Here is a 26,982-nt window from a genome sequence, read left to right as displayed (position 1 = left end):
CGACAAGGGAGAGGCGCGAACGTATGGGTTCCAGAGGTGTCATCGACGAGATCGGGACGGCAGGGGCCGACCCGGCGGAGCCGTCGGTTCCCACGTCGGACGGGATCGAGAGCGGCATGTCGGGGGAGCGCCTGGTGCTCTTCACCGACGCGGTGACCGCGATCTCCATCACCCTGCTGATCCTGCCGCTGGTGGACCTCGTCCCGGAGACCGCGTCCGCCCACGAGCACGCCAGCGAGGTGATCACCGGTCACTTCGACCAGATCTGGAGCTTCCTGCTCAGCTTCGCGGTCATCGCGAACATCTGGCGGGAGCACCACCGGACCTTCTCGTCGGTCACGAAGCTCACCCGCGCCCTGACGATGTGGAACATGGGGTGGCTGCTCTCCGTCGTCGTCCTTCCGCTGCCGACGGAGATGCTCGGCACCTTCGGCCGCGACCGGTTCGTGGGGGCGTTCTACTACGCGACCCTCCTGGCCGGCATGGTCTGCCGGACCGCGATGCTGAGGATCCTGAAGACCACCCCGGCACTCCTGGAGGAGGACGGCGAGGCGGCCCGCGCGAGGACCGGCGACCTGTACGCCGAGAGCTGTCTCAACGTCCTCGCCCTGGCCATCGCCTTCGCCATCGCGCTGGCCGTACCCGTCCTGCAGTACTACAGCCTGCTGCTGCTCGCCGCCCCGCCGAGCCTGATGCGCCTGCGACACCGACGCGCCGCCCGCTGACCACGGGAACGGGCGGCGCGCTCCTCAGTCCAGGACGAAGGTGCCGCCCGCGGCCTTCGCCAGGTCCGTTCCGAGGGCGGCTGCCGGTGTCCAGGCCCCGGGCCTGCCGCCGCCACGGGCCAGCAGTTCGGTGACGGTGGCGGTGACGTCGGCCGTGAAGTCCATGCCCTCGTCGGCGCGGAGCCATCCCTCGCGCCGGGTGCCGTCCGCCCACTCGACGACGGCGTGCCCCCAGGAGTGCTCGCGCGGACGAGGTGCGGGCTTCACCGGGACCCGGCCGAGCCGGTCGACGGCGAGGCGTCGCAGCGCCGGAACGGACAACAGGCGGCCGAGCGACGGGAGCAGGGCACGTATCAGCGGAGCGGTCGGCACGAGGCCGGAAGTGGCGGTGACGAACGGTGCTCCGCTCACCGCGTGCGCCGCGACGAGCTCGCCGGACGCGACACCGGCCGACTTCGCCGACTCCCCGTCCGGAAAGGTGAGTTGCTGCGGGTCCGCCCCGAGGCGCGACGTCACCAGCCGCCCGTTCTCGTACCGCCGTCCGCCGGTGGTGAGCACGCCCACGATGCTGGCCGCCAAGGCGGCACCGAGCGCGCCTGCCTCGATGGCCACCGAGGCCACGGAGTCGACCCGCACCCGGTGCGGCGTGGCCCGGCCTTCGCACAGCTTCGCCACCACCGCCTCGGTCGCCAGCACGCCGAATCCGGCGCCGGTGACCAGGGTGCTGCCCGCCGCCACCGCTTCGTCGTGCAGGGCGAGCAGCCCCTCCACGGCGACCACGTCGTTGGCCTGGTCGACGTAGTGGCCGCCGGGCATGCAGGCGCGGGCGATCACCGGTGCCGTGGCGGCGAAGGCGCCCATCGTGTTCACCACCACCCGCGGGCGCTCCCGCGCGATCGCGTCCGCGATCCGCTCGGCCGAGTCGGCGACGACGACCTTCGCGTCCCCGGGCAGACCGGCTTCGGCCCCGGCGGCGGCCATCCGCTCCCGGCTGCGCCCGACCGGCACGACCGTCAGCCCCCGCGCGGCCAGTCGCGCGGTCACGCCGCGGCCCACCCGGCCGGTCGCCCCGACTATCCACACCTCGTCGTTCGTCCTGCTCTCGCCTGTCGTCCCGCCGGTCTCGCTGGTCTCGGTCATGCGAACGTCACCCTGCCTGCTCCGGACCGCACCGGGGACGGGCGTCCCCAGTGATGACACAGTGTGTCGTGAGTGCAGGCTAACACTGATGACACACTGGGACATCGCCTGTTACGGTTGACCTGTGGCGAGGTGGGATCCGGGTGCCGAGGAGCGCCTGAAGCGGGCGGCTCTGGAGCTGTACCTGGAGCGCGGCTACGACAACGTGACGGTGACTCATATCGCCGAGCGGGCCGGTCTCACCCGGCGCTCCTACTTCCGCTACTTCCCGGACAAGCGCGAGGTCCTGTTCGCCGGTTCGGAGCGCCTGCCCCCGGCACTGGCCGAGGCCGTCCTGACGGCAGACCCGGACGCGGCTCCGCTCGCTGCCACCCTCGACGCTCTGGCACGAGTCGGCGCCCAGCTCGTCGAGCACGTGGGCGGCGGCGCGGCGGAGCGCCGGGCGGTGATCGACGCCAGCCCGGAACTGCGGGAGCGTGAACGGACCAAGACGGCCGCGATCACCGAGGCGATCCGCGATGCCCTGATCCAGCGTCAGGTGAACGCCGGGACGGCCGAACTGGTCGCACAACTCGCCACGGTGGCCTGCGACAACGCCTTCCGGCGCTGGATCGGGGCCGAGGGGCACGCGAGTTTCGGCAGCTGCCTGGACGCGGTGACCAGTGAACTGCGAGCCGCCCTCGACGGGACGTGAGAGTCAAGCGCGGTTGCGGGGTCCCGAGATGGTCGGGGGCTCGTGAGGGAATTCCAGTAGCGCGCGGAAGCGGTTGTTGCTCGGTTCCGCGTCCTTTTCGCCTACGGTCGCGGACCACTGTCGGCACGTCGCGTTCACAAACGCTTCCACCGCTTTCGGGCTCGCCTGTCTCCAATGAGGAAACGGTGCCAGCCATTCCAGCGCGCTCGCCGGCTCATGCCCGCATTCCATCAACCGTACCGCCGTACACGCCGCGTCCACCCAGGCGGGACCGAGGGCCGGCATGGCCCAGTCGATCACGTACACCTCTCCGCCCGGCGTGGAGACCATGATGTTGTGCGGATTCGTGTCCGTGTGAAGAAGGGTCTCCCCTTGCAAGAATGCGACGTCACCCGCCGAAAGATAGTCCCGCAGTCGCTCGGAGAGCCGGGGAATACGGGCCCCCGAGCGGGCCAGCCATAAACTGTTTCCGCTCAGGGACCGCATCCGGTTCACGGTCGAGCGGACGGAATGCAGATCCGCTGATCCGGGGCCGAGATCCGCGTGCCGCCCCTGAATGTAGACGAAGGCCAAGCAGTACCAGCCGTCGACGTCGAAGGTGTGGCGGATCATCGGGCCGATACCGGCGACGGTCTGGTTGACGATCTCTTCGTTGCGCAGCCCCTCGAGGCCCGCCGTGTCGGACTTGTGCACCCCCTTGAGGAAGAGCGTCCCGTTTCTCGTGGTGGTCAAGGTCAGCGCGACCGCACAATTCAGCCCGGTGCCGACCGTCTCAGCGCCCAACACCTTTCCCGTGCGCGCCTCGACGGACGCGCGCAGGCCTGGCGGCAACTCGTCCCAGCCGACTCGCGTGATCACTCCACCCCACCCCTTCGCCGGGAGAAGGAGCCGGACCGCTCCAGCCCTTCCCCACCGCTTCTACCTGCCGACTACCGGGTCGCTTACCTGCCGACTACCGGGTCGCTCCGCACCTGCGACTGCGGACCTCGCCGCTCCACCCCACCCACTCGTGGTCACACTCTCCCAGAACCTACGGCTTCGTGGCCTTCCCCGGCCCGGCCCACTACCGCGAACCGCCATCGATTTCCGGCCGTCTCACGCGGGCGATTCCTTTCGACTCCGCCTGTTCGCGGCGGCCACGCGGGCGTTGAGGATTTCGCTTCTGCTCATCTGCTCGATGTCGTCGGGGCCCGTGGTCCATTCGCGACCGCCGCCGAGAGGACGCAGGAACACGCGGCCTTGCTCGAAGGCCCGGAACTCCCCCACTCGGTCATGAGCCGTGTCCTTCACCGGCTGCCCGACAACAGGGGCCCAGTCGTTCACCGTTGAATTTCCTTCGCGAGCCAGCAGGCCCGAATCGGATCAAGGCGTACCGTCACCACCGCCCGGTCGTTCTTGGTGACTTCGGGTTCGACCGACACATCGCCGTACCCCCGCCGCACGAAAGCGAGCTTCAGTCGTGCCGCTTCCCGGGCGGCCACGAGTCGACCGTCTATGCGGGGCCGACGAACCGACGGCGTGATGGTGTCGGGAAGCGTGCTCACGTGTGTACCTCGATCCGATGAGGATTACTGACTTCCCCTCAACGGTGGCGGGTTTGTGCCTACGCTGAACAGAGCCCGATCCATAACTGCCGGGAAGTTATGAACGGAGGTCACACACATGACAGTTGAGGCCAAAGATCTACAGACGGCGCCGTCGTTGCTGGCGTTCTTCGGCACCGAGTTACAACGCGTCCGCAACAAGGCGGGCTGGTCGCAGTCGAAGACGGCCAAGGCGGCGCACACCACGCAGGCCATGGTCAGCTACATCGAGTCCGGCGAGCGCGTTCCGTCGGCCGACCTGGCCAGGGACCTGGACCTCGCGTTCGACACGGACGGCCACTTCGGGAGGCTCCTCCCGCTGGTGATCCGCTACGCGTACCCGGGCTGGTTCCTGCCGTATGTGGAGCTTGAGCGGGCAGCCACGTCCATCCGGTCTTTTGAGGGCCAGGTCATTCCGGGTCTGCTCCAGACGGAGGGGTACGCGCGGGCCGTGCTCAGCGTCGTACGACCGGACAACCTGGACGATCTCGTCGCGGCCCGGATGACCCGGCAGGACATCCTCACGCGCGAGGACCGTCCGCGCACGTGGTTCGTGATCGACGAGTACGTTCTCGAACGCCGCATCGGAGGCCCGGCGGTCATGCGCGCGCAGCTTGAGAGGCTCCTCGAAGCAGGCCAACACCCTCGTACAGTCATCCAGTTGATCGAGAAAAAGCGTGCCGCGCATCCGGGACTGAACGGGCCGTTCAGCATGATGAGCTTCGCGGAAGGCGCGGACGTCCTGTGGGTGGACGGCTTCTCGCAGGGCCGGGCGGCGCTGGACGCGCAGGAAGTGGTCGAAGGCGCTCGAACCTATGATCTGTTGAGGGCCGTCGCCAAATCGCCTGAGGCGTCAGCCGACTTGATCCGCGAGCACCTGGAAGGACTCAGCCATGAGCAGAGCAAGTGATTTGCCCGTGACGTGGCACAAGAGCAGTCACAGTGGCCCGAACGGCGGTAACTGCGTCGAGATGGGGACGGGCCTGTCCGGTGTCGTTCCCGTTCGTGACAGCAAGGACCCGCACGGTCCGGCCCTGGCCTTCTCCCCGGCCGCTTGGGCGTCGTTCACGAACGCGGTGAAGCGCGGGGAACTCGGCGCCGTCTAGCCCGATCCGTGTCCGTCTGGAAGGACTCAGCCATGAGCAGAGCAAGTGATTTGCCCGTGACGTGGCGCAAGAGCAGTCACAGTGGCCCGAACGGCGGTGACTGTGTGGAGATGGGGATGGGCCTGTCGGGTGTCGTTCCCGTCCGTGACAGCAAGGACCCGCACGGTCCGGCCCTGGCCTTCTCCCCGGCCGCTTGGGCGTCGTTCACGGGCGCGGTGAAGCGCGGGGAGATAGGCGCCGCTTAGCGCCTGCTGAGCCGTACTGCGGCCCCGTCCGGCACGCCGGGCGGGGCCGTTCCCCAGCTCCCGGGCTTGAACGGGTGGGCCTGTAACCGTTCGCACCTGTTCGCCCGCTCGACCCCCCCCGCACGGTGGTCTGAAGCGCCACCAGGGAACTGCCGCCGCCGGACTGCTGTCGGCCCAGCACTCCGGTGCCGGCACACGCGAGGTCTTCACGCGGCTCGCCCCCCGCCGGGTCGCTCAGCTCGACCGCCCGCGCTCGCGAAAGCCCCCTGGAATCCGTCGGCAGAGCAGGGCGCTCGGTCTCCTGGCGCGTCGGTGCGCCGCGTCAGGCCCCCTCTCGCAGGCCCAGCGCGCGCCGCGCCGCGTTGATCACGTTGTGAGCATCGTTCCCGTAGACGGCGGACTCTTGCAGGGTCTTCCAGACACGCAGGTAGGTAGCGATGCTGTCCGCGTCATCGATCCACAGCTCTGCATGCCATGTCTCGACGGTGACCAGGCGCTCGTCATGAATCCAAAACCCACCGGTTGGAGGCAGTTTGAGTGAGGCGTCCGGCGGAATGACGCCCAACTGCACAGTGTCCGTGCCGATGAATCCGTCAAGCCGGTTCAGCTGGGCGCCCAGCACAGAGGGCGGGCAGATGAGCGCGCGCAGAGCGGCGTGACCGACGATGATGCGGAACCGCTTGTGCGATGTGTAGAGCATTTCCTGTCGCTGCATGCGGGCGCGCACGGCCTCTTCGGTGTCCTGCTTGGAGCGTTGCAGTTCTGCGTAACGCCGGAAGATCGACCGGGCGTAGTCCGGGTTCTGCAGGATGCCGGGGATCGTGGCACTCTCGAATCCGTGGATCACAGCGGACCGAGCGTACTCGGCGGCAATGGTCCGCTGTACCGGTTCGTGGCCGGCCGCGAGTTGGCGCCGCCACGATCGCACATGAGATTCGAACCCCCGTAACCTGGCGAGTAGTTCGTCATACGCCTCTGGCTGTCCGGTGGCTTCCGCCCACAGCTTCAAGTCTTCGGGCGTGGCCGTCTGCAGGCCGTTCTCCAGCTTGCTGACCTTGGTCTTGTGCCAGCCGCACCGGTCGGCGAGCTGCGTACCGGTGAGCCGTCCACCGGGTGCCCACAGCCGCAGCTCTCGGAGTCGAACGCCGAGGTCTTCGCGTGCCTTCCGGTAGTCCGTGCTCACCGGTACTTCACCTGCCTACTCCTTCTTCACGGGCAGCAGGGCCGCGAAGCGCTCGTGAGGGATGGCGTGATGCACTGCGGCGTCGCGCAGGACGGAGTATCGGACGACTTCGGCCGGCTCCGTGATGAGTTCGACGTTGACCAGGCTGTCGGCGTCGTCGAAGTTCAGCAGCGCGACGAGACGGGAGTCAAAGATCCAGAAGTCTTCGGTCCCGAGCGGCAGCTGTTCCGCGTCCTCGCGCCACAGGTTCCGCACGTCCTCGCCGAGTTCGGCGTTGCGCTGCGCGTTGGCCATGAGGTAGCGCTGGCCGACCGTCGGAGGGTTGTCGACGATGCGCACGCGGCCGACGGACTTGCCCGCCGCGACCTGGGTCCGGATCGTGCGGCAGTACCAAGAGTCCATGTCCCAAGCAACGGCACCCGATTCGGCGAACTGGGCGTAGGTGTCCGTGGCCTCGTCGGAGGCGTAGCGGCGCCGGGTTTCCAGTCGCCAAGCCGAATGATCGAACGTCTCGAAGAGGCTGTTGAACGCGTCCAGGTCAACGACCTTTGCTTTGCGCGTCAGGTCCTTCGGCCCCCAGTCGACGAGAAGTTCCCGCGGCACCACGATCGGTACCTCACCAGGGCCCAGGTGCTGAAGCCGCGCGAGGTCGTCGGGGTCGGTGAGCGGCGGACCGTGCACGATCACTTCGTGCGTGTCGAGGTCTTCGTGTACCGCGGGGCATCCGGTATCGCCGCTGCCAGTGCCGTTGAAGCGCAGCCTTCGTGGCATGACCAGTTCCTTCCTTAGGGGACTGATCTGCCAAGTCTCTGCGGGGCCGAGGCTCCGCGGAGAGAGCTTTGCAGACCTTCTTGAGGAACATCCCGCAACTTCGCTGAGCACTCAAGCAACTTCGAGGAACTTCCCTGGCGGTCTACCGTTCCTCGCTCCTAGCGTCCAGGTCATGGGCACCAGGAACACAGACAGCTGCCGGGCACCGGACATCGACCCCAACGTCGCGGTAGAGGCATTGAAGGTGGCACTCGATGATGCGGAGATCGTTCTGCCCTCGCTGAGGGCCGACATCGCGTCGCCGGACCTCGCCCTGGTGGAGTTGGGACGCGTCCGCGCGGACGTAGCCATGCGGCTGGCCACCGCACTGCGTGGAAGCCTCGCGGGGAGCGCCACATGCTGAACACGCGGCAGCCCCCTCTGGCGTTCGTCTACGACCGGCACGTCACTCAGGCCACCGGTATGTTGCAGGCCCGCATGGACGCCTGCACCGCGTACCTGGAGGCGAAAGGCTGGACAGACGGCGGCCGTTGGCTGGACGTCGGCGACGACGCCCTCAGCGATGACCGGCGTGCCGCGTTCGACGCGATGCTGCGCAACGTCCACGCCGCCGGGGCCGGAGTCCAGCGCGTCGTCCTCGTCCACGACTGGGACCGCCTCTCCCGCGACGGCCACGCCTGCGGCCTGCTGACCCGCCGCGTCCTGCTCCTGGGCGCCTGGGTGGAGACGACGCTCGGCGAGCGGCGCCGCGCTGACGGGTCCTGGATCGAGCGCGCCCGCCTCAACCACGCCCCCATCACGCCATGGGCGCCGCCGTGTGGGCGTCAGGCCGTTGCCGGCTCGGCCGCCGGCGCACCGGCCTGCCCGTCACCTGGGTCGGCCCCACACGGCACCTACCAACCGAAGGAGATCACGATGAGGATCGAACCGGTCGTGTACGGAGGCGACGACGACAAGCTGCCCGGCCGGCCGTGGCCACTGCCGCCGACGCCGCCCTCTCCTGACGGGCCGACCCCTGACGGCGACGGGAAGCACCGCAAGTGACCATCGGTACGGGCAAGGAGCGGCCCACCCGGAGGGAGCTGGGCCGCTCGCTCCGCGACAAGGGCGCCCTGACCCCCGACTGGGAAGCAGCGTTCGAGACCGTGGACCGTGCCGACTTCCTGCCCACCGTGATGTGGCCGCACCGCATGGCCGACGGGACCAGCGTCCGCGTGGACAAGACGACCGATCCAGATGCCTGGTACGAGCACGCCGACAGCGACGAACCGATCACCACCCAGTGGGACGACGGCCGCCACGACGACCAGCCGGGCACCGTGCCGACGTCATCGTGCTCCGCGCCATCCGTGGTGTTCCGCATGCTGGATGACCTCGACCTCGCTGACGGCATGCGCGTGTTGGAGATCGGCACCGGCACAGGCTGGAACGCCGCCCTGCTCGCTCACCGGGTGGGCGTGGCGAACGTGGTGACCGTGGAGATCGACCCGCGGGTCGCCGAAACCGCCAGGGGCGCCCTCGACCGCAACGGGCTTCGCGTCGGCGTGAGGGAAGGCGACGGGTGCGCGGGCCGGCCGGGGGCCGCACCTTTCGACCGGCTGATCGCCACGTTCGGTGTCCGCGACTTCCCGCGTGCCTGGGTGCGGCAGGTACGGCCCGGCGGCGTGATCGTGGCCCCGTGGGGCACGCACTTCACCCACCGCGACGTCGTGGTCGAGCTCCGCGTGGACGGCGACGGCCGGGCGGCGTCGGGCCGGTTCTTGCGGCTGGTCGAGTTCATGAAGGACCGCGGGCGGCGGGTGACGCGGCCAGGGCATGAGGAGTATCTGCCGGACGGCTGGCCCGGGGGCGCTGACGCCTCGGAGACGCGGTTGCCCGCGGATGCGTTCGAGCGGTTCGGGTCGTTCGAGTTCGCCGCGGGGTTGCGTGTGCCGGGTTGCGAGCTGATGACGGCCGTCCGTGACGGCGCCCGGAATGTGTGGCTGTACAGCCTCACGGACAGGTCGTGGGCAGCCGCGCTGTACGAGCCCGGCCAAGCGGTCACGAAGGCGTACCAGGCTGGTGGGCGCCGTCTCTGGGACGAGGTGGAGACCGCCTACGCGTGGTGGCGGGCCCAGGGCTCTCCGGACATCGACCGGTTCGGCCTCACCGTCACCGCAGGCGGTGCACTGGCGTGGCTCGACGGGCCGGGCGCCCACTGGTCGCTGTGAACGCCGTCAGCAGTCCCAGGGAAGCCCAGCGGTAGCTGAAGGCCCTGATCGGTATCCGTCCGGATCGGCTCCGCGCGCCCGTGGGCCGACGCGGCACTCCACGACGTCATGTTGCTCGATTCGGGACGACGGACGGCGGCGTGCGCGCCTGGCATGCTGATCGCATGCCCGACGCCGAACTCGACGGACGTCCCGTCGCTCCGGAGGAGCTTCAGGCTCTCGCGCTCACCAACTACGGGTCGTTCACCACGCTGCGGGTGGAGGACGGGATCGTGCGGGGGCTCGGGCTGCATCTGGAGCGGCTGCGGCGGGATGCCCAGGTGCTGTTCGGGGTGGACGTGGAGACCGCTCGCGTACGGGAGTTGGTGCGGCGGGCCGTGCCCGAGCGGGGGGCCGCCACGATTCGGGTGACCGTCTTCGACCCCGCCACGGATCTCGCCGCGCCTGATCGCGCGAGCGACCCCCGTGTGCTCGTCACCCGTCGCGACGCCGCCGCCGTGCCGTCGCCCCCCATGTCCGTCAAGACCGTCGCGTACGAGCGGGACCTGCCCGAGGTCAAGGGCGTCGGGCTGTTCGGCGCGCTCCGGCATCGCCGGGCCGCGCGGCTCGACGGGTACGACGACGCGCTCTTCGTGGACGCGAGCGGCGCCGTCGCCGAGGGCGGGACGTGGAACGTCGGCTTCTTCGACGGCCACGACGTGATCTGGCCGGACGCCCGCGTACTGCCGGGCGTGACCATGCTGCTGCTCCAGCGCGCTCACCCGCACCGGATCGCCCGCGTCACACCGGCCGACCTGCGCGGCATGCGTGCCGCCTTCGCCACGAACGCCGCCGTCGGCGTCCGCGCCCTCCGCCGCGTCGACGGCGTGGAACTGGACGCGGATCACCCGGTGCTCGACCGGCTGCGGAACGCCTACACCAGCGTCGCGGGCGAGGCCGTTTGAGGGCACCGATGTGGTGGCAGCCACAGAAACGCCAGGTCACGGCATCGTAGGGTTGCGCCGGGACGCGACGGTCGGCCAGGCTGGGACCGCGCCCCCACCCGATTCGTCCCCTCACGCCCCGGGAGCCACCGTGACCAGCGCCTGCGGCGTGCCCTCCGGCCGGGGGCGGCAACGCGACGACGCCTGCCCGGGCGCGTTGCGGCTGCACTCCGCCGACGACGGCGCGCTGGCGCGCGTACGGGTGCCCGGCGGGCTGCTCACCACCGCGCAGGCCGCTGAACTCGCCCTGATCGCCGACGAGTTGGGCGACGGGCACCTCGACCTGACCTCGCGCGGCAACGTGCAGCTGCGCGGGCTGCCGCACGACGCCGGGGACGTGCTCGCCGAACGGCTGGGCCGCGTCGGCCTGTTGCCGTCCCCCGCGCACGAACGCGTCCGCAACATCGTCGCCTCACCGCTCGGGCCCGACACCGTCCGCGTCCTCACCCGCGCACTCGACGCCGCGCTGTGCGCCGACGAGCGGGCCGCGCGGCTGTCGGGGCGGTTCCTGTTCGCCATCGACGACGGGAGCGGGGACGTCGCCGCGCTGCGCGCCGACATCACGCTGGTCGCCTCGCCACGCGACGTCACCCTCTACGTCGCCGACACCCCCGTACGCGCCGTTCCCGTCGCCGACGCGGCCGACCGCGCCCTGCGCGCCGCGCACGCCTTCCTCGACCTCGCCGACGCCGCCGGTGAGGGCGTCCGCGCGTGGCGGGTGCGCGATCTCGATCCCGACGGGACCCTGCTCGGCGGACGGGCACCGGGCCCGCCCCTGCCGCAGGGCACGCCCCCCGCCTTCGGGCTCACCGGCGGCGCGCTCAGCGTCGGGTTCCCGCTCGGGCGGGCGTCGACCGCGCAGTGGCGGGCGCTGGCCGGGGCCGCCTCCGGTGAGATCCGCCTCACGCCGTGGCGCGGTGCGGTGCTGCCCGGGATCGCGGACGACCGCGTGCTCGCCGGACTCGCCGCCGCCGGATTCGTCACCGCCGACGACTCCCCGTGGCACGGCGCCACCGCTTGCGCGGGACGGCCCGGCTGCGCCAAGTCCCTTGCCGACGTGCGCGACGACGCCCGTACCGCGCTCGCCGCCGCGACCGGCCCGCAGCCGCTGCCGGTGCACTGGTCGGGCTGCGAACGCCGCTGCGGGCACCCCGGCGGCACCCGGGTCGAGGTGACCGCGGTGCCGGACGGCTACCGGGTCACCGTGCACGGCGCCGAAGGAGCGCCCCGTACGATCACGGGGCTCACGGGTGACCGCACGTCCGCCGTCGTCGCGGCGGCTCGCGCAACCACACAGACGGGACTGACGTGATCGAGTACGAGAAGGACGGACCGGCGATCTACCGCCAGTCGTTCGCCACCATACGGGCCGAGGCGGACCTCGACGGCCTGCCCGCGGACGTGGCCCAGGTGGCCGTGCGCATGATCCACGCCTGCGGCATGACCGACCTCGTCTCCGACCTCGCGTTCAGCCCCGCCGTCGTCCGCGACGCGCGCGCCGCGCTGCGCTCCGGGGCGCCGATCCTGTGCGACGTGCGGATGGTCGCCTCCGGCGTCACCCGCAAGCGGCTGCCCGCGGACAACGAGGTGGTGTGCACGCTGTCCGACCCGTCCGTGCCCGCGCTCGCCGCCGAGTTGGGCACCACGCGGTCGGCCGCCGCGATGGAGCTGTGGCGCGACCGGCTCGACGGCGCGGTGGTCGCCGTGGGCAACGCGCCGACCTCGCTGTTCCGGCTGCTGGAGATGGTCGAGGCGGGCGCGCCCCGCCCGGCCGCGGTGATCGGCGTGCCGGTGGGCTTCGTCGGCGCGGCGGAGTCCAAGGACGCGCTGGCCGCGCACCCGTCGGGGCTGGAACACCTCGTGGTGCGCGGGCGCCGCGGCGGCAGCGCGATCGCCGCCGCCGCGATCAACGCGATCGCCAGCGAGGAGGAGTGAGCGCCTCGATGAACGCCATCCCGAACGCCACTCCCGATCCGGCGAACGCGGCATCCGATCCCACGAACGCGGCGCTCGACCCGGCGGACGGTTCCGTCGAAGCCGTCGCCCCCGGCAAGCTCTACGGTGTCGGACTCGGCCCCGGCGACCCCTCGTTGATGACCCTGCGCGCGGTCGAGGCCATCGCCGCCGCCGACGTCGTCGCGTACCACAGCGCCCGGCACGGCCGTTCCATCGCGCGTTCCATCGCCGAACGCCACCTGCGCGCCGACCACATCGAGGAGCCGCTGGTCTACCCGGTCACCACCGAGACCACCGACCACCCGGGCGGCTACGCGGGCGCGATGGAGGAGTTTTACGAGCAGGCGGCGGCCCGGCTCGCCGCGCACCTGGAGGCGGGGCGCAGCGTCGCGGTGCTCGCCGAGGGCGATCCGCTCTTCTACGGCAGCTACATGCACATGCACAAGCGGCTGGCCGGACGGTACGAGGCCGAGGTGATCCCCGGCGTGACCTCCGTGCAGGCCGCCTCCGCCCGCCTGGGCAGGCCGCTGGTGGAGGGCGAGGAGACGCTCACCGTGCTGCCCGGCACCCTCCCGCACGACGAACTCGCCGCGCGGCTGGCCTGCGCGGACTCGGCGGCCGTGATGAAGCTGGGCCGCACCTTCCCGGCGGTGCGCTCGGCGCTGGAGACGGCGGGACGGCTGGACGAGGCGCTGTACGTCGAGCGGGCCACGATGAGCGGCGAACGCGTCGGGCGGCTGGCGGACGTGGACCCGTCGACGGTGCCGTACTTCGCGGTCGCGATCCTGCCGAGCCGCGCCCCGGGCAACGCGTCGGTGGGCGTCGCGGCGGCGGCTGTTCAGAACGAGGTACGGGCCGGCACCCCCGGTGAGGTCGTCGTCGTCGGGCTCGGGCCCGCCGGCCCCATGTGGCTGACGCCGCAGGCGCGTTCCGCGCTGGCCGCCGCCGACGAACTCGTCGGCTACACCACGTACATGGACCGCGTCCCGGTCCGCCCGGGCCAGCGCCGGCACGCGTCCGACAACCGCGTAGAGGCCGAACGCGCCGAATTCGCGCTGGAGTTGGCGCGGCGCGGGCGGCGGGTCGCGGTGGTCTCCTCCGGCGACCCGGGCGTGTTCGCGATGGCGACCGCCGTACTGGAGGCCGCCTGCGCCGAGCCGTACAAGGACGTCGCGGTCCGCGTCGTGCCCGGCATCACCGCCGCTCAGTCCGCCGCCGCGCTCGCGGGCGCGCCGCTGGGCCACGACTTCGCCGTGGTCTCGCTCTCCGACCGCCTCAAGCCGTGGCGGGTCGTCGAGGCGCGCCTGCGGGCCACGTCCGAGGCCGACCTGGTGCTCGCCCTCTACAACCCGGCGTCCCACAGCCGCAGGACGCAACTGGAGACGGCGCTGAAGGTGCTGCTGGAGCGGCGCTCGCCGGACACCCCGGTCGTCGTGGCGCGCGACGTCGGCGGCCCGGAGCAGGCGGTGCGCATCACCACGCTGGCCGCGCTGGACCCGGCGACGGTGGACATGCGCTGCGTGCTGCTGGTCGGCTCGTCGCAGACCCACGTCGTGGAACGCGGCGACGGCACGACGGTCGCGTGGACCTCGCGGCGTTATCCGGACTGAGGCCCGGGGCGGCCCGTGCGACCGCGCAGCCCCGCCAGCCACGCCAGCGCTCCCGGCACGTCGGCGACGACCGGCACGTCCTGCGGCGGCGGTGGCCGTCGTACGACCACCACCGGGATCCCCGCCTCGCGGGCGGCCGTCAGTTTGGCGGCCGTGGCGTCGCCGCCGCTGTCCTTGGTGACCAGGACGTCGATCCGGTGCTCGCGCAGCAGCGCCCGTTCCCCCTCCAGGGTGAACGGGCCCCGGTCGAGGATGACGGTCATCCGCTCCGGGTGCGGCGGTTCGGGCGCGTCGACGGAGCGTACGAGGAACGACAGGCCGTGCAACGCGGGCCCGGCGAAGGCGGCCAGGCCCAGGCGGCCGGTGGTGAGGAAGACCCGGCGGCCCAGGCCGGGCAGCAGCGCCGCCGCGTCCTCCAGCGAGGCGGCGTCGTGCCAGCGGTCGCCCTGCGCGGCCACCCAGCCGGGACGGCGCAGGGCGAGCAGGGGAACATGGGTGGACGCGGCGGCCAGCGCCGCGTGGAAACTGATCTGCCGGGCGAAGGGATGGGTGGCGTCGATGACCGCGTCCGCCTCGTGCTCGCGCAGCCACCGCGCCAGGCCGTCCACCCCGCCGAAGCCGCCCACCCGGACCTCGCCCGGCGGCAGCGAGGGCCGCGCGACGCGCCCGGCGAGCGAACTGATGACCCGCAGCCCCGGCCACAGCCCGTCGTCCAGCGCGGCGGCGAGGCGGCGGGCCTCGGTGGTCCCGCCGAGGATCAGCAGGTGCCGTACGGTCATCGGACCTTCCCATGGCTGAGGCGGACGAGGGTGCCCGTGTGAGCACGGACGAGCGGGGCGGCCCCGTGGCAGACGGGACGCCGGGCGCCCACGCGGAGGCGGTCCAGGCGTCGGTCGGCCCCGGGGCCAACGGGACCCAGGGCGGCCACGCGGAGGCGGCGCAGGCGTCGGGCGGCCGGGCCGCGCAGCTGAAGCACACCGGCCTGCGCCCCGGCTGGACCACCGGTGCCTGCGCGACCGCGGCCACCACCGCCGCGTACACCGCGCTGCTGACCGGCGGCTTCCCCGACCCGGTGACGATCACGCTGCCGCGCGGCCAGCGTCCCGCGTTCGCGCTCGCCGTCGAGGAACTGGCGGACGGCCGGGCGACGGCGGGCGTGGTCAAGGACGCGGGCGACGACCCGGACGTCACGCACGGCGCGCTGGTCCGGGTGACCGTCCGCCACGGCGCGCCCGGCTCCGGGGTCGTCTTCCGCGCCGGTCCCGGCGTCGGCACGGTCACCAAGCCGGGCCTGCCGCTGGACGTCGGGGAGCCCGCGATCAACCCGGTGCCCCGGCGGCTGATGCGCGAGCACGTCGCCGAGGTCGCCGCGGCGCACGGCGGCACCGGCGACGTGGTGGTCGAGGTCGCGGTCGACGGCGGCGAGGAGATCGCGCGCTCCACCTGGAACCCGCGCCTGGGCATCCTGGGCGGCCTGTCGATCCTCGGCACCACCGGCGTGGTCGTGCCGTACTCCTGCTCGGCGTGGATCGACTCCATCCGGCGTGGGGTGGACGTGGCCCGCGCGGCCGGGCGCACCCACGTCGCGGGCTGCACCGGGTCCACCTCGGAGCGGGTCGCGGTCGAGGTGCACGGGCTGCCGCAGGACGCGCTGCTGGACATGGGCGACTTCGCCGGCGCGGTGCTGAAGTACCTGCGCAGGCACCCGGTGCCCCGGCTGACCGTCTCCGGCGGCTTCGCCAAGCTGTCCAAGCTGGCCGCGGGCCATCTCGACCTCCACTCCTCCCGTTCGCAGGTGGACAAGACGTTCCTGGCGGACCTGGCCCGCCTCGGCGGCGCGGACGACGCGCTGGCGGCCGCCGTCGCCGACGCCAACACGGCGCTGGAGGCGCTCCAGCTCGCCGCCGCGAAGGGCGTGCCGCTGGGCGACCTGGTGGCTCGGGCGGCCAGGACCGCCGCGCTGGACGTCCTGCGCGAGGCGCCGGTCGCGGTGGACGTCATCTGCGTCGACCGCGCGGGAACGGTCGTCGGCCGCGCCGCCCCCCTGGCGAACCGCTGACGGGCTCACCGCGGCCCCCCGCCGTCGAGCGTCCCGGCACCCCAGCCACCGCGGCCTCCGCCGTCCCGCCTCCCCGGCACCCCACCCCGCCATCAAGCCTCCGGCCCCACCCCGTCATCAAGCCTCCGGCCCGACCCCGCCATCAAGCCTCCGGCACCTCGCACCGGTCCCGTCCCGCCGAGTACAGATAGCTGTCGCCGAACTGCTCGGCGCCCAGCGTCGCCCCGACCATGATGACCGCGGTCCGGGTGATGCCCGCGTCCTTCAGCTGCCGCGCGATGCCCTCCAGCGGCCCGCGCAGCACGACCTCGTCCGGCCTGCTGGCGAACGCCACGACCGCCGCGGGGCAGTCGGGCCCGTAGTGCGGCAGCAGTTCGGCGACGACCCGGTCGGCGTGGCGGGCGGCCAGATGCACGACGAGCAGGGCGCGGCTGCGGCCCAGGGTCGCCAGGTCCTCGCCGTCCGGCATGGCGGTGGCCCGCTCGGCGACCCGGGTCAGGATGACGGTCTGGCCGACCGTCGGCACGGTCAGCTCGCGCTTGAGGGTGGCCGCGGCGGCGGCGAACGCGGGCACGCCCGGTACGACCTCGTACGGCACGTCCGCCGCGTCCAGCCGCCGCATCTGCTCGGCGACCGCGCTGTAGACCGAGGGGTCGCCGGAGTGCAGCCGCGCCACGTCGTGCCCGGCGCGGTGCGCGGCGACCAGCTCGGCGGTGATCTCCTCCAGCGTCATCCGCGCGGTGTCGACCAGGCGGGCGTCCGGCGGGCAGGCGTCGAGCAGTTCGCGCGGGACCAGGCTGCCCGCGTACAGGCACACCGGGCAGCTCTCCAACAGCCGCTGCCCGCGCACGGTGATCAGGTCGGCGGCGCCCGGCCCCGCCCCGATGAAGTGGACCGTCAACTCAATGCCTCCGTGTTGTCGCCGGTCCGCGACTCTACTGGCCCGACGGTTGACGTGCGACGACGGCCCGGCCGCGGGCCCTGGTGGGGCGGGTGCGGCCGGGCCGTGCGCAGGTGCCGGTGCCGGGGTCAGGCGGTGGCGGCGGCGGTGGCCGTGGCGAAGCGGTCGGCGACGTCCGTCCAGTTGACGAGGTCCCACAGCTTCGTCACGTAGTCGGGGCGCACGTTCTTGTACTGGAGGTAGTACGCGTGCTCCCAGGCGTCGAAGACCAGCAGCGGGGTGGCGTTCTGGCCGACGTTGCCGTGGTGGTCGTAGACCTGCTCGACGATGAGCCGCTTGCCCAGCGGTTCCCAGGCGAGGACGCCCCAGCCGGAGCCCTGCACGGAGGAGGTGGCGACGGTGAGCTGCTTCTTGAACGCCTCGAAGCCGCCGAGGTGTTCGTCGATGGCGTCGCGCAGGGCGCCGTCGGGGCGGTCGCCGCCGTCGGGGGAGAGGTTCTGCCAGAAGATCGAGTGCAGCACGTGGCCGGAGAGGTTGAAGGCGTAGGTCTTCTCCAAGCCGACCAGTCCGGTGGGTGTGATCTGGTCCTTGTCGCGGACCTCGGCGATCTGCTCCAGGGTGTCGTTCGCGCCCTTGACGTAGGCGGCGTGGTGTTTGGCGTGGTGCAGCTCCAGGATCTGCCCGGTGATCGCCGGCTCCAGCGCGGCGTAGTCGTACGGCAGGTCGGGAAGCGAGTACGTGCCCATGCGGGACACAGCCCCTTTCAACGTTCAACGTGCAACCGATGCGGTGGCGTTCGCGCGCCCGATGCTGTGGCGTTCGTACGCCCTCGCCACACTATTGCGCACTACTTGCAATTACTACTCGGCTGCTCCAGCATGTTGGGTGCGGGGTCCGGTCCGTCAACTTCTGCCGGGGAACGTCACCATTGGTGAGCCTCTGGCGAGCCACGGAGGCGCCCTTCCAGTCGCTGATCGTCTTTGCAGCCGGCGCCCGCCGGTCCGACCGGCCCCGCGCCCCTCGCCCCCCTCTCCGTGACGACGGCCGCCACACACCCGGTGTGTGGCGGCCGTCTCTTTTTCCCGTTCGGGCTGCTTTCCGGCGACAAGAGGGCGTTAAGACCGGCTCCGGTTTCACGTGAAACGTCCGATTCGGGGGTTCGGGCTGCGTTAAGAAAACTCCAACGGACCTGCTCAGCCGAAACGGAACCCTCCATGGCAACCGCGACGCCGACCCAGTCGGCCGACACCGCCGCCCAGCGCCCCGAGGCGCTGTCCCCTGCCGTCGATCTCCCCGAGAGCCTCGGCTACCGGCTGAAGAAGACCTTCCTGGGTCCGCCGCTGGTGACCTCCGAGCTGCACAACGAGAAGCTGTCCAAGCCCATCGCCCTCGGCGTGCTGGCCCCCGACTGCATCAGCTCCAGCGCGTACGGCACCGAGCAGATGCTCACCCAGCTGCTGCCGTACGTCGGAGTCGCCGGGTTCGCCCTGGTCATGCCGGTCACCGGCATCATCCTGGCGCTGCTGCTCCTGCTGACGCTGGCCTACCGCGACGTCGTGATGACGTACACCAAGGCCGGCGGCTCCTACATCGTGGCGCGGGAGAACTTCGGGCCCCGAATAGCCCAGATCGCCGCCGTCGCGCTGCTCATCGACTACATCGTCACCGTCGCCGTGCAGACCGCGGCCGGCACCGACGCGGTCGCCTCGATGCTCCAGCTGCTGCTGCACGTCGACATCGACCACGACAAGCTGTGGATCACCGTCGGCGTGGTGTGCCTGCTGTGCTACGGCAACCTGCGCGGCATCCGCGAGGCGGGCCGGGCGTTCTCGGTGCCGACCTACCTGTTCGTGCTGGCCACCGGGCTGACCGTGGTGGTCGGCCTGGTGCGGCTGGCGCTCGGCGACCTGCCCCGGCTCACCGACGCCCAGCTGCACGCGTCCGGCACCATCGGCCTGGGCCACCCCGGCGGCGGCCTGCTGATGGGCGCCTCGGTCTTCATCATGATGCGGGCGTTCGCCAACGGCGGCTCGTCGCTGACCGGCCTGGAGGCGATCTCCAACGGCGTCAGCGCGTTCAAGAGCCCGCAGGGCTCCAACGCCCGCCGCACGCTGGTCGTGATGAGCTGCATCCTCGGCGTGCTGGTGCTGGGCGTCTCCACGCTCGCCTGGCAGACCCACGCCATGCCGTACACCTCCGGCAGCCCGACCGTGCTCGCCCAGGAGGCCCATCTGGTCTTCGGCCAGAGCGGGTTCGGCAACGTGATGTTCGCGTTCGTGCAGATCGCGACCGCGCTGATCCTCTACACCGGCGGCAACACCTCGTTCAACGGCTTCCCGTTCCTGGCCAGTTTCGTCGCCGAGGACTCCTTCCTGCCCCGGCAGCTGACCATCCGCGGCCACCGGCTGGCGTTCTCCAACGGCATCATCGTGCTGACCGTGGTGTCGCTGGCGCTGCTCATCGCCACCGGCGGCAACCTCACCAAGCTCGTCTCGCTCTACGCGATCGGCGTCTTCACCGGCTTCGTGATGGCCGCCTCCGGCCTGTTCCGCTACCACTGGAACCGCCGCGAGCGGCACCGCACCGCGCGGCTGGTCATCAACGGCGCCGCGGCCATCGCGTCGGCCGCCGTCGTGCTGATCTTCGCGATCACCAAGTTCACCGAGGGCGCCTGGCTGGTCGTCGTCATCTTCCCCATCGGCGTCGTCGCGCTGATCCGCACCAACAGCCGCTACCGGACCGAGAGCGAGGTGCTGCGCGCCGCGCCCGCCGCCTCCTCGGTGCCCACCTGGACCCGCAGCGTCGTCTACGTGCTCGTCGACCGGCTCGACCTCGCCGTCATCAAGGCCCTGCGCTACGCCCACGCCCTGCGCCCCACCGAACTGCGCGCGGTCTACTTCATGGTCGACGACCACAACGCGGAGCGGCTGCGCGCCGAGTGGGAGGCCAGCCGGGCCGCCGATGTCTCCCTGGAGATCATCGAGTGCCCGGACCGCCGGGTGCGCCGGGCCGCCGCCGAACTCGCCGCCCGCACCGTCGCCGAGGGCGACACCGAGGTGACGCTGCTCATCCCGCGCCGCACCTACGGCCCCATCATCGGCCGTCTGCTGCACAGCCGCTTCGGCGACTCCATCGCCCAGGCGGTGAGCCGACTGCCGCACGTCGCGGCCACCATCGTGCCGTTCGACGTGGCCACCGCGATCGAGGAGGCCGAGGAGGTCGCGGGGGTGCGGCGCGGCCCGGACGAGCCGGGCGAGAGCGCGGTGCGCGCCGAGGGCAACCGGCACCCCGCCGTGCGCCGCGCCGCGTCCGCCCTGCTGACCCACGCCGAGCCGCCCGCCGAACCGCCGGCCGGCCGGGCCGACGGGACGACCGCCATCGGCGAGCTGGCCTGGCGGCACCGCGCCGTCGTACGCGGCCGGGTGCGGTCGGTGCAGGTGACGCCGGTGTCCGGTTCGCCCCGGCTGGAGTGCGAGCTGTACGACGAGAGCGGCGGCGTGGTCCTGGTCTTCTACGGCCGCCGCTCGGTCCCGGGCATCGAGGCGGGCACCGAGCTGCGCGCCGACGGCATGGTCGGCGCGACGGACGGCTACCTGTCGATGGCCAACCCCACCTACGCGCTGCTGCCCGCCGGTGCCGAGGAGGCCGCCGGGGCGGTGGACTGAGCCACGTGGCCGGTGTGCACGGTGGCCGCGGTCAGCCTCGGCACCGCGTGGGCCAGCGCGTGCCGCGCGGCCACCGCGATGCCGTGCGCGTCCGCCACGGTGAGGGCCGCGTCCACCACGATCTCGGTCTCCGCCCGCAGCGCGTGGCCGATCCAGCGCATCCGCACCCGGCCCACGTCCAGCACCCCCGGCACGCCGCGCAGCGCCGCCTCGGCCGCGTCCACCAGCGCCGGGTCGACGCAGTCCATCAGGCGCCGCCCGACCTCGCGGGCGGCGTCCCGGGCGACCAGCGCTATGGCGACGGTGATCAGCAGGCCCACGACCGGGTCGGCCCAGCGCAGCCCCAGCGCGGAACCGCCCGCGCCCAGCAGCACGGCCAGTGAGGTGAAGCCGTCGGTGCGGGCGTGCATCCCGTCGGCGACCAGCGCGGCGGAGCCGATCGCGCGGCCGGTGCGGATGCGGTGCCTGGCCACCCACTCGTTGCCCGCGAACCCGGCGAGCGCGGCCAGCGCGACCGCGCCCGGGTGGTCGAGCCCGCGCGGGTGCAGCAGCCGCGCCACCGCCTCGTACGCGGCGAAGGCGCAGGAGGCGGCGACGGTCAGCACGATGACGACGCCGGCCAGGTCCTCGGCGCGGCCGTAGCCGTAGGTGTAGCGGCGGGTGGCGGCGCGCCGACCCAGCAGGAACGCGATGCCGAGCGGGACGGCGGTCAGCGCGTCGGCCACGTTGTGCACGGCGTCCCCGAGCAGCGCGACCGACCCGGACAGCGCCACCACGGTGGCCTGCGCGACCGCGGTCACCGCGAGCACCGCGAACGACACCCACAGGGTGCGCAGCCCGGCCCGTGAGGTCTCCATCGCGGTGTCCACCCGGTCGGCGGAGTCGTGGCTGTGCGGGGCGAGCAGATGCCGCAGCCGGTGCGCGAGCCCGGAGCGGCCGTGCGCGTGCCCGTGATCGCCGTGGTCGTGGTGACCGTGCCCCTGTACGTGCCCGTGGTGACCGTCGTCGTCGTGGGGGTGTTGGTGCCGCTCACGCTGCATGACCTCACCGTGGCACACGAAACCCGTTGCGGCCATCACCGTCGTACCGGCCCTGACCAGGTGCGACGCGCTCGCAACTGCCGCCGGGGCGCAGCGCGTTCACCGTCGGCCGGGCGCACCGCGTCCACCACCGCCACGGGCGCGTCGCCTCAGCGCAGGCCGCCCGCCTCCAGCAGTTCCCGCGCGATCCGGTCGTCGATCTCGGTGCCGAGCCACCGCAGCGCCTCGCGGGTGCGTGGGTCGCCGTCGGTGAGCAGGCCCGCGGCGTGCGAGAGGCGGGCGCCGTGGTCGAGTTCGTGCCACAGCAGCGGGTTGGCGACGAGTACGGCCGGGTCGAGGCGGGCCGAGCCGCCGTCCGCGTCGACCAGCGTCAGCGTCCGTTCGACCACGCCGTCGACCCTGACCCGCACCAGCCGGTCCAGCCGCACCCGCCGTACGCGCCCCGGCCCGCGCACCGTGAGCACGCCGTGCGCGCAGCTGGTGAGGGCCGGGCACAGCACCGCGAACAGCGCGACCGCCAGCGCCGTCCACAGCGCGGCGCGTTCCGGGGTGAGGGTGCGCGCGGCGGCGTCCAGCGCGAACGCCGCGGTGAGTTCGGCCGCCGCCACGGCCAGTGCGGTGCGCAGCGCGCCGGCCCACTGCCCGTCGTGGACGACGACGGTACGGGCAGCGTGCCGGGGGAGGCCGCACGCGCATCGCATACCGCTGACGCTAGGTCCGGCGGCCGGGCGCGGACGGTCGCCTTGACGCGTCCCTGACGCGCGGGGCGCCCGTCTTGACGTGCCCCTCACCCACCCGCTCATCGGGTTCATCCGAACGTCATCCGACATGGACGCGCGGTCGCCTGCCGCGGTCCGGTTCCGCCTCGCGCAGCACCTCCCGGGTCACCGGCGCGACCTCGCCGTACCCGAAGAGGAAGAAGCGCAGGAAGTTGCGGAACGGGCCGCCCTCGGTCCACTCGAAGTAGATGTGCGGCACCCGCCCGGTCTCGTCCCGCACGTGCAGCAGCAGCGCGGCGAGCGAGTTGGCGATCGACGCGCTCTCCAGCGACAGCACCCGGTAGCGCCCGTGCAGCACCTGTCCGCGCACCACGAGCGCCGCCTCGAACTCCGACGGGTCGGTGACCGTCACCTCGACGAAGATCAGGTCGTCGGCGCCGGGCAGGTCGTTGTCGTGCCGGATCTGGCGCAGCTTGTCGCGGTACTCGGCGGCGTCCCGCGCGCCCGGCTCGTTGGCGATGAAACGCAGGCCGCGGCTGGCCGCGTCGCGCACGAAGCGCTGCGCCATGTCGTCCATGTCGACGCCGGTGACCCGCAGTTCGAAGGCGCGGGCCAGCCGGGACAGCAGCGAGACCAGGATGATCCCGGCGATGAAGCAGGCACCGATCTTCACGCCGTCCGGGCGCTCGGCGACGTTGACGACGGTGGTGTAGAGGAAGACCAGCGCGATCACCGCGAACCCGGCCGTCCACCGCCGCTGCCCCGCCTTGCGGGCGGCGATGGTGACCGCGATCGCCGCCGAGCTCATCAGCACCAGCACACCGGTGGCGTACGCGCCGCCCTGCTTGTCGACGCTGGCGTCGAACAGCCAGGTGACCAGGAACGCGACGAGCGTGAAGACCAGCACCATCGGCCGCACCGCCCGCGCCCACTGCGGTGCCATGCCGTAACGCGGCAGGTAGCGCGGCATCAGGTTGAGCAGCCCGGCCATCGCCGAGGCCCCGGCGAACCACAGGATGGCGATGGTGGAGAAGTCGTAGACCGTGCCGAAGGACGCGCCGAGGTACTGGTGCGCGAGGTAGGCCAGCGCGCGGCCGTTGGCGGGGCCGCCCGCCTTGAACTCGGACTGCGGGATCAGCACGGTGGTGATGAAGCTGGTGACGATCAGGAAGGCGCTCATGATCGCGGCGGCCGTGGTCAGCAGCTTGCGGGTGTCGCGGATGCGGCCGGTCGGGCGGTCCTCGGTGTCGCCCGGGTCGCCCTTGACGTGCGGCATCACCGCCACGCCGGTCTCGAAGCCGGACATGCCCAGCGCCAGCTTCGGGAAGATCACCAGGGACACGCCGATCATCGCGGCGACGTTGCCGTGCGCGGCGGTCAGGCCGTGCGTCCAGTCGGTGACCAGGTGGGCGGCGGTGACGACGTGCCACAGGCCGACGCCCACCACGACGACGTTGAGCGCGAGGTAGACGCCGACCAGGACGACGGCGACGCCGATGGCCTCCAGGAAGCCCTTGAGGAAGACCGCGCCGAGCAGCGCGATCAGCACGAGAGTGATGATCACCTGGTCGCCGTGCAGGGCGTTGGTGAAGTGCGGGTTCTCCACCAGGTGGGTGGCGGCGTCGGCGGCCGACAGGGTGATGGTGATCAGGAAGTCCGTCGCGGCGAACCCCAGCAGCGCCAGCACGAACAGCTTCCCCTGCCAGAACGACAGCAGGCGCTCCAGCATCGCGATCGAGCCCTCGCCGTGCGGGCTCTCCACGGCCACCCGGCGGTAGACGGGCAGCGCGCCCGCCAGCGTCACGACGACCAGCACGACCGTCGCCACCGGGGAGAGCAGCCCGGCCGCGAGCGCGGCGATGCCCGGCTGGTAGCCGAGGGTGGAGAAGTAGTCCACACCGGTCAGGCACATCACGCGCCACCACCGCTGGCCCTTGTGCGCGGGCTGCGGCACGGCGTGCGGGCCCTGCTGGTTCCTGGCCATGTCGGCCAGCCCTTCCAGCAGCCACGCCCGAAGGCGCCCGGCCCCGGCCCCGGGGGAGTCGGCCATCCCTGTCCCGCTCCCGTCGTCGCTCCAGCGGCCCCCTGGGCTCAGCGTAAGCGGCGGGTGGCCACCGTGCCCGCGGGCTCACCCGAGCGGTCGGATCGTCACCGGGTCCCGCGGGGTCGGGCCGTCACCGGGTCCCGCGGAGTCGGACCGTCACCGGGTCCCGCGCGGTCGGACCGTCACCGTGACCCGGGTCCCGTTCCGTACTCCGCGCAGCGTGATGAGCGCCCGGCCGTTCCCCGACCGCACGTCGGCGTGCGGCGCGCCGCTCACCGTGACCCGCGGGGTCGTGGGCCAGGCGGTCGTGGGCGTGCTGAGGACGGTCGGGGCGCGGCGGCTGACCGCGTTCGCCGTGAGGGTCAGGGTGTACGTGGCGGTGCCCGGGTCGTACGACTCCGCGACCGGCGTCCCGGCGACCGCCCGCGCGTACGGCGCGAACGCGGGGGCCTTGCCCGGCGCGGGCATGCCGTCCGGCGTGTAGGCGCAGTAGCCGCCGCCGTCCGGCGCCGCGCAGTCGTACCACATCGCCCATCCGGTGGCGAAGCCCGCCATGGAGGCGACCTGACGCCGCACCAGCTCGGCGTTGCCCGGCGTGACGGCCTGCGGCGGGCCCCACTCGCCGACCAGCACCGGCATGCGGTGCGCGGCCGGGTAGCCGCGGATGGCGTTCTCGTACGCGGTGACGAAGCCGTCGTCCGGGTTCCAGTCGGCGCCGTCCTCGACGGAGGTGTCGTAGGCGTGCGGCGCGTAGCCGATCCTGGGCGCGCCGGGGCGCGGATCGCGGAAGCCGGGCAGCTGGGTGGGCACGCCCTGGCCGACGAGGACGGTGGGCTCGACGAACAGCCAGGCGTCCGGGTCGGCGGTGCGCACGGCGCCGATCAGCCGCCGGTACATCGCGGCGAGCCGCCCGCGTTCCAGCGCGGCGGAGGCGGCCGGCAGGTCGGTGGGGTCGGGGACCGGGCCGAACGGCTCGTTGAACAGGTAGTAGCCGAGCAGCGAGCGGTGCCCGCGCAGGGTCTCGGCGACCCTCGTGTACGCGGCGGCCTGGGCGGCGCGCAGGTCGGCGTCGTCGTAGAGGTGGCGGAAGGCGGCCTGCACGGCGGGCTGGAAGTAGTCGTCGAACCAGTTCCCCGACGGGTCGGGCGCGAACGGCAGCCCGTCGGTCCTGGTCGCCCAGGCCGGGGCGCCGTCGAAGCCGAAGGCGGGCCCGAAGACGTCCTGGTGCCAGTCGACGAGGACGCGCAGCCGGTCGCGGTCGGCCCAGCCGAGGACGCGGTCGAGGTAGCGCAGGTAGCCGGTGTCGAAGTGCCCCGGCGCGGGCTCCACCTCGGACCACTGGATGTCCAGCCGTACGAGGTCGAACCCGGAGCGGGCGACCTGCGCGAGGCGGGCGGGGGTGACGGTGTCGTCCTTGCCGAGGTTGAGCCCGCGCAGCTGGAGCACGCGGCCGAGGGCGTCGGTGAGGCGAGGGGGCGAGGCGGGGGCGGCGTGCGTGGCGGGGGCCTGCGTGGCGGGGGCCTGCGCGGGGGAGGCCTGCGTGGCGGAGGCGGTCGGGAGCGGCATCGCGGTCGTGGCGAGGGCGGTGAGCAGCAGGGCGCACAGGGCACGCGGCCAACGCGCCCGGACAGGAACCGTGCATGACAGGGACATGGCAGCGGATGGTCCCGCCGGTCGCGCGAAGAGGCAAGGCCCGTGCGGCGATCACTTCGCGTGATGGCAGTCGTTCGCGGATGGGCGTTGGCCGGTGCGGGCGAGGCGAGTTGACTGGAGGTCGTCAGGGAAAGGGCGGGTCCGGAGCACGGAAACCGCCTTACGGGAACGTGGGCAGAGGGAGCGGACATGACCACGAGGACGGCAGCGGTGGAAGCGGACCACGGCACCACCGGCGACGACCCGAAGCAGGTGGTCCTGCGCTACTTCGCCGCGGTGCGGGACGGCGACCAGGAGGCGGTCGTCAACTCCTGGGCCGAGGACGGGACCTGCTGGTACGGCGGCGACCTGCCCATCTCCGGGCTGTGGCAGGGCCGCGACCAGGTCGTCGACGGCTTCCTCGCCACGGCCTTCGCCCACCTCGACGCGACCCGCGAGATCGGCCTGCGCGTCACGAACGTCTTCGGCGACGGCGACCAGGTGCTCGTCGAGTGGGACTCGTGGGCCACGGGGAAGACCGGCAGGGCGTACGACCAGAAGAACATCGGCGTCTTCGTGGTCCGCGACGGACGGATAGCGGCGATGCGCGAGTACGCCGACACCCAGCACTGGGAGCGCGCTTTGCTGAACCGGTAGGGCGAGCACCCGGCAGGGTGACGACCACGGGCCAGGAACCCTCCGGCGACGTCCAGAAG

27 protein-coding genes and 1 pseudogene are annotated in these 26,982 nt (G+C 72.4%); 15 read left to right on the top strand and 13 right to left on the bottom strand.

The window, feature by feature from the left end; genetic code table 11:
• Positions 1-23: 23 nt before the first annotated feature.
• On the top strand, positions 24-725 hold the full coding sequence (locus K7472_RS17660; protein ID WP_252395778.1) for a TMEM175 family protein: 702 nt from the start codon (positions 24-26) through the stop codon (positions 723-725).
• A gap of 24 nt (positions 726-749) precedes the next feature.
• Here the strand turns inward: K7472_RS17660 and K7472_RS17655 are convergent, their stop codons facing one another.
• Positions 750-1,865, bottom strand: a complete 1,116-nt coding sequence (locus K7472_RS17655; RefSeq protein ID WP_222979105.1) for a saccharopine dehydrogenase NADP-binding domain-containing protein — start codon at positions 1,863-1,865, stop codon at positions 750-752.
• 124 nt (positions 1,866-1,989) lie between these two features.
• Between K7472_RS17655 and K7472_RS17650 the strand changes: the two genes are divergently transcribed.
• Positions 1,990-2,559: a TetR/AcrR family transcriptional regulator gene (locus tag K7472_RS17650; protein ID WP_222979104.1), complete on the top strand. Its 570-nt coding sequence runs from the start codon at positions 1,990-1,992 to the stop codon at positions 2,557-2,559.
• 3 nt (positions 2,560-2,562) lie between these two features.
• Here K7472_RS17650 and K7472_RS17645 read toward each other — a convergent pair whose 3' ends face one another.
• The 3 genes from K7472_RS17645 to K7472_RS17635 form a co-directional block, all read right to left on the bottom strand.
• Entirely contained in the window at positions 2,563-3,417 is an 855-nt protein-coding gene (locus tag K7472_RS17645; protein WP_222979102.1) for a phosphotransferase, read from the bottom strand.
• Between the two features lie 237 nt (positions 3,418-3,654).
• Positions 3,655-3,882: a hypothetical protein gene (locus tag K7472_RS17640; protein ID WP_222979100.1), complete on the bottom strand. Its 228-nt coding sequence runs from the start codon at positions 3,880-3,882 to the stop codon at positions 3,655-3,657.
• Positions 3,879-4,103, bottom strand: a complete 225-nt coding sequence (locus K7472_RS17635) for a hypothetical protein (RefSeq protein WP_222979098.1) — start codon at positions 4,101-4,103, stop codon at positions 3,879-3,881. Before K7472_RS17635 ends, K7472_RS17640 begins: the two co-directional genes overlap by 4 nt.
• Positions 4,104-4,221: 118 nt before the next feature.
• Here K7472_RS17635 and K7472_RS17630 point away from each other — a divergent pair, with 118 nt between their 5' ends.
• From K7472_RS17630 to K7472_RS17620, 3 genes are read left to right on the top strand one after another with little or no spacing between them, the layout of a single operon-like run.
• Positions 4,222-5,052, top strand: a complete 831-nt coding sequence (locus tag K7472_RS17630) for a helix-turn-helix domain-containing protein (RefSeq protein ID WP_222979091.1) — start codon at positions 4,222-4,224, stop codon at positions 5,050-5,052.
• Positions 5,036-5,248: a DUF397 domain-containing protein gene (locus K7472_RS17625; protein WP_222979089.1), complete on the top strand. Its 213-nt coding sequence runs from the start codon at positions 5,036-5,038 to the stop codon at positions 5,246-5,248. Before K7472_RS17630 ends, K7472_RS17625 begins: the two co-directional genes overlap by 17 nt.
• A 32-nt stretch (positions 5,249-5,280) precedes the next feature.
• Positions 5,281-5,493: a DUF397 domain-containing protein gene (locus tag K7472_RS17620; RefSeq protein ID WP_222979087.1), complete on the top strand. Its 213-nt coding sequence runs from the start codon at positions 5,281-5,283 to the stop codon at positions 5,491-5,493.
• A gap of 322 nt (positions 5,494-5,815) precedes the next feature.
• On the opposite strand, the gene K7472_RS17615 is transcribed toward K7472_RS17620, so the two are convergent.
• Complete coding sequence (locus K7472_RS17615) at positions 5,816-6,676, bottom strand: helix-turn-helix domain-containing protein (protein ID WP_222979085.1); 861 nt, start codon at positions 6,674-6,676, stop codon at positions 5,816-5,818.
• A gap of 15 nt (positions 6,677-6,691) precedes the next feature.
• Positions 6,692-7,447 carry a DUF6879 family protein gene (locus tag K7472_RS17610; RefSeq protein WP_222979084.1) on the bottom strand — a complete coding sequence of 252 codons (756 nt, stop codon included), beginning with the start codon at positions 7,445-7,447 and terminating at the stop codon, positions 6,692-6,694.
• A gap of 172 nt (positions 7,448-7,619) precedes the next feature.
• On the opposite strand from K7472_RS17610, the gene K7472_RS17605 reads away from it, so the two are divergent.
• The 7 genes from K7472_RS17605 (at position 7,620) to K7472_RS17575 (ending at position 14,206) form a co-directional block, all read left to right on the top strand.
• Positions 7,620-7,850, top strand: a complete 231-nt coding sequence (locus K7472_RS17605; RefSeq protein ID WP_222979083.1) for a hypothetical protein — start codon at positions 7,620-7,622, stop codon at positions 7,848-7,850.
• Positions 7,844-8,491: a recombinase family protein gene (locus K7472_RS32715; RefSeq protein ID WP_252395777.1), complete on the top strand. Its 648-nt coding sequence runs from the start codon at positions 7,844-7,846 to the stop codon at positions 8,489-8,491. The genes K7472_RS17605 and K7472_RS32715 overlap by 7 nt, the downstream gene beginning before the upstream one ends.
• Positions 8,488-9,657, top strand: coding sequence for a methyltransferase domain-containing protein (locus tag K7472_RS17595; RefSeq protein WP_308013961.1), 1,170 nt, complete (start codon positions 8,488-8,490; stop codon positions 9,655-9,657). The genes K7472_RS32715 and K7472_RS17595 overlap by 4 nt, the downstream gene beginning before the upstream one ends.
• Positions 9,658-9,821: 164 nt before the next feature.
• Entirely contained in the window at positions 9,822-10,601 is a 780-nt protein-coding gene (locus K7472_RS17590) for an aminotransferase class IV (protein WP_222979082.1), read from the top strand.
• 130 nt (positions 10,602-10,731) lie between these two features.
• Positions 10,732-11,952 (top strand): ferredoxin-like domain-containing protein, encoded by a 1,221-nt coding sequence (locus K7472_RS17585; RefSeq protein ID WP_222979081.1) that lies wholly within the window; start codon positions 10,732-10,734, stop codon positions 11,950-11,952.
• On the top strand, positions 11,949-12,575 hold the full coding sequence (locus tag K7472_RS17580) for a precorrin-8X methylmutase (RefSeq protein ID WP_222979080.1): 627 nt from the start codon (positions 11,949-11,951) through the stop codon (positions 12,573-12,575). The genes K7472_RS17585 and K7472_RS17580 overlap by 4 nt, the downstream gene beginning before the upstream one ends.
• 158 nt (positions 12,576-12,733) lie before the next feature.
• Positions 12,734-14,206 (top strand): precorrin-2 C(20)-methyltransferase, encoded by a 1,473-nt coding sequence (locus tag K7472_RS17575; RefSeq protein WP_252395809.1) that lies wholly within the window; start codon positions 12,734-12,736, stop codon positions 14,204-14,206.
• On the opposite strand, the gene K7472_RS17570 is transcribed toward K7472_RS17575, so the two are convergent.
• Positions 14,194-14,985 carry a cobalt-precorrin-6A reductase gene (locus tag K7472_RS17570; RefSeq protein ID WP_222979078.1) on the bottom strand — a complete coding sequence of 264 codons (792 nt, stop codon included), beginning with the start codon at positions 14,983-14,985 and terminating at the stop codon, positions 14,194-14,196. The two genes, K7472_RS17575 and K7472_RS17570, sit on opposite strands and share 13 nt — an antisense overlap.
• Before the next feature lie 188 nt (positions 14,986-15,173).
• Between K7472_RS17570 and K7472_RS17565 the strand changes: the two genes are divergently transcribed.
• On the top strand, positions 15,174-16,265 hold the full coding sequence (locus K7472_RS17565; protein WP_252395808.1) for a cobalt-precorrin-5B (C(1))-methyltransferase: 1,092 nt from the start codon (positions 15,174-15,176) through the stop codon (positions 16,263-16,265).
• A gap of 142 nt (positions 16,266-16,407) precedes the next feature.
• On the opposite strand, the gene cobM is transcribed toward K7472_RS17565, so the two are convergent.
• Together cobM and K7472_RS17555 are read right to left on the bottom strand one after the other, a co-directional pair.
• Positions 16,408-17,166: a precorrin-4 C(11)-methyltransferase gene (cobM, locus tag K7472_RS17560; RefSeq protein ID WP_222979075.1), complete on the bottom strand. Its 759-nt coding sequence runs from the start codon at positions 17,164-17,166 to the stop codon at positions 16,408-16,410.
• Between the two features lie 128 nt (positions 17,167-17,294).
• Entirely contained in the window at positions 17,295-17,912 is a 618-nt protein-coding gene (locus K7472_RS17555) for a superoxide dismutase (protein WP_222979074.1), read from the bottom strand.
• Positions 17,913-18,437: 525 nt separating this feature from the next.
• Between K7472_RS17555 and K7472_RS17550 the strand changes: the two are divergent.
• Positions 18,438-20,381 (top strand): annotated as a pseudogene (locus K7472_RS17550) (APC family permease); the annotation flags it as partial.
• 398 nt (positions 20,382-20,779) lie between these two features.
• Here K7472_RS17550 and K7472_RS17545 read toward each other — a convergent pair.
• The 4 genes from K7472_RS17545 to K7472_RS17530 form a co-directional block, all read right to left on the bottom strand.
• On the bottom strand, positions 20,780-21,871 hold the full coding sequence (locus K7472_RS17545) for a cation diffusion facilitator family transporter (protein WP_222979070.1): 1,092 nt from the start codon (positions 21,869-21,871) through the stop codon (positions 20,780-20,782).
• A 149-nt stretch (positions 21,872-22,020) separates the two neighbouring features.
• Positions 22,021-22,572: a hypothetical protein gene (locus K7472_RS17540; RefSeq protein ID WP_252395776.1), complete on the bottom strand. Its 552-nt coding sequence runs from the start codon at positions 22,570-22,572 to the stop codon at positions 22,021-22,023.
• 118 nt (positions 22,573-22,690) lie between these two features.
• On the bottom strand, positions 22,691-24,640 hold the full coding sequence (locus K7472_RS17535; RefSeq protein ID WP_222979068.1) for an APC family permease: 1,950 nt from the start codon (positions 24,638-24,640) through the stop codon (positions 22,691-22,693).
• 150 nt (positions 24,641-24,790) lie between these two features.
• Positions 24,791-26,287, bottom strand: a complete 1,497-nt coding sequence (locus K7472_RS17530) for a glycoside hydrolase family 5 protein (protein ID WP_222979066.1) — start codon at positions 26,285-26,287, stop codon at positions 24,791-24,793.
• A 189-nt stretch (positions 26,288-26,476) separates the two neighbouring features.
• On the opposite strand from K7472_RS17530, the gene K7472_RS17525 reads away from it, so the two are divergent.
• The gene (locus tag K7472_RS17525) at positions 26,477-26,923 is read left to right on the top strand and encodes a nuclear transport factor 2 family protein (protein ID WP_222979064.1); all 447 of its coding nucleotides are present in this window, start codon (positions 26,477-26,479) and stop codon (positions 26,921-26,923) included.
• The last annotated feature ends 59 nt before the right edge of the window (positions 26,924-26,982 follow it).

Origin of the sequence: Streptantibioticus parmotrematis, assembly GCF_019890615.1 — a bacterium.
Lineage (GTDB): Bacteria > Actinomycetota > Actinomycetes > Streptomycetales > Streptomycetaceae > Streptantibioticus_D > Streptantibioticus_D parmotrematis.
This window is presented reverse-complemented; position numbering and strand designations above follow the sequence as displayed.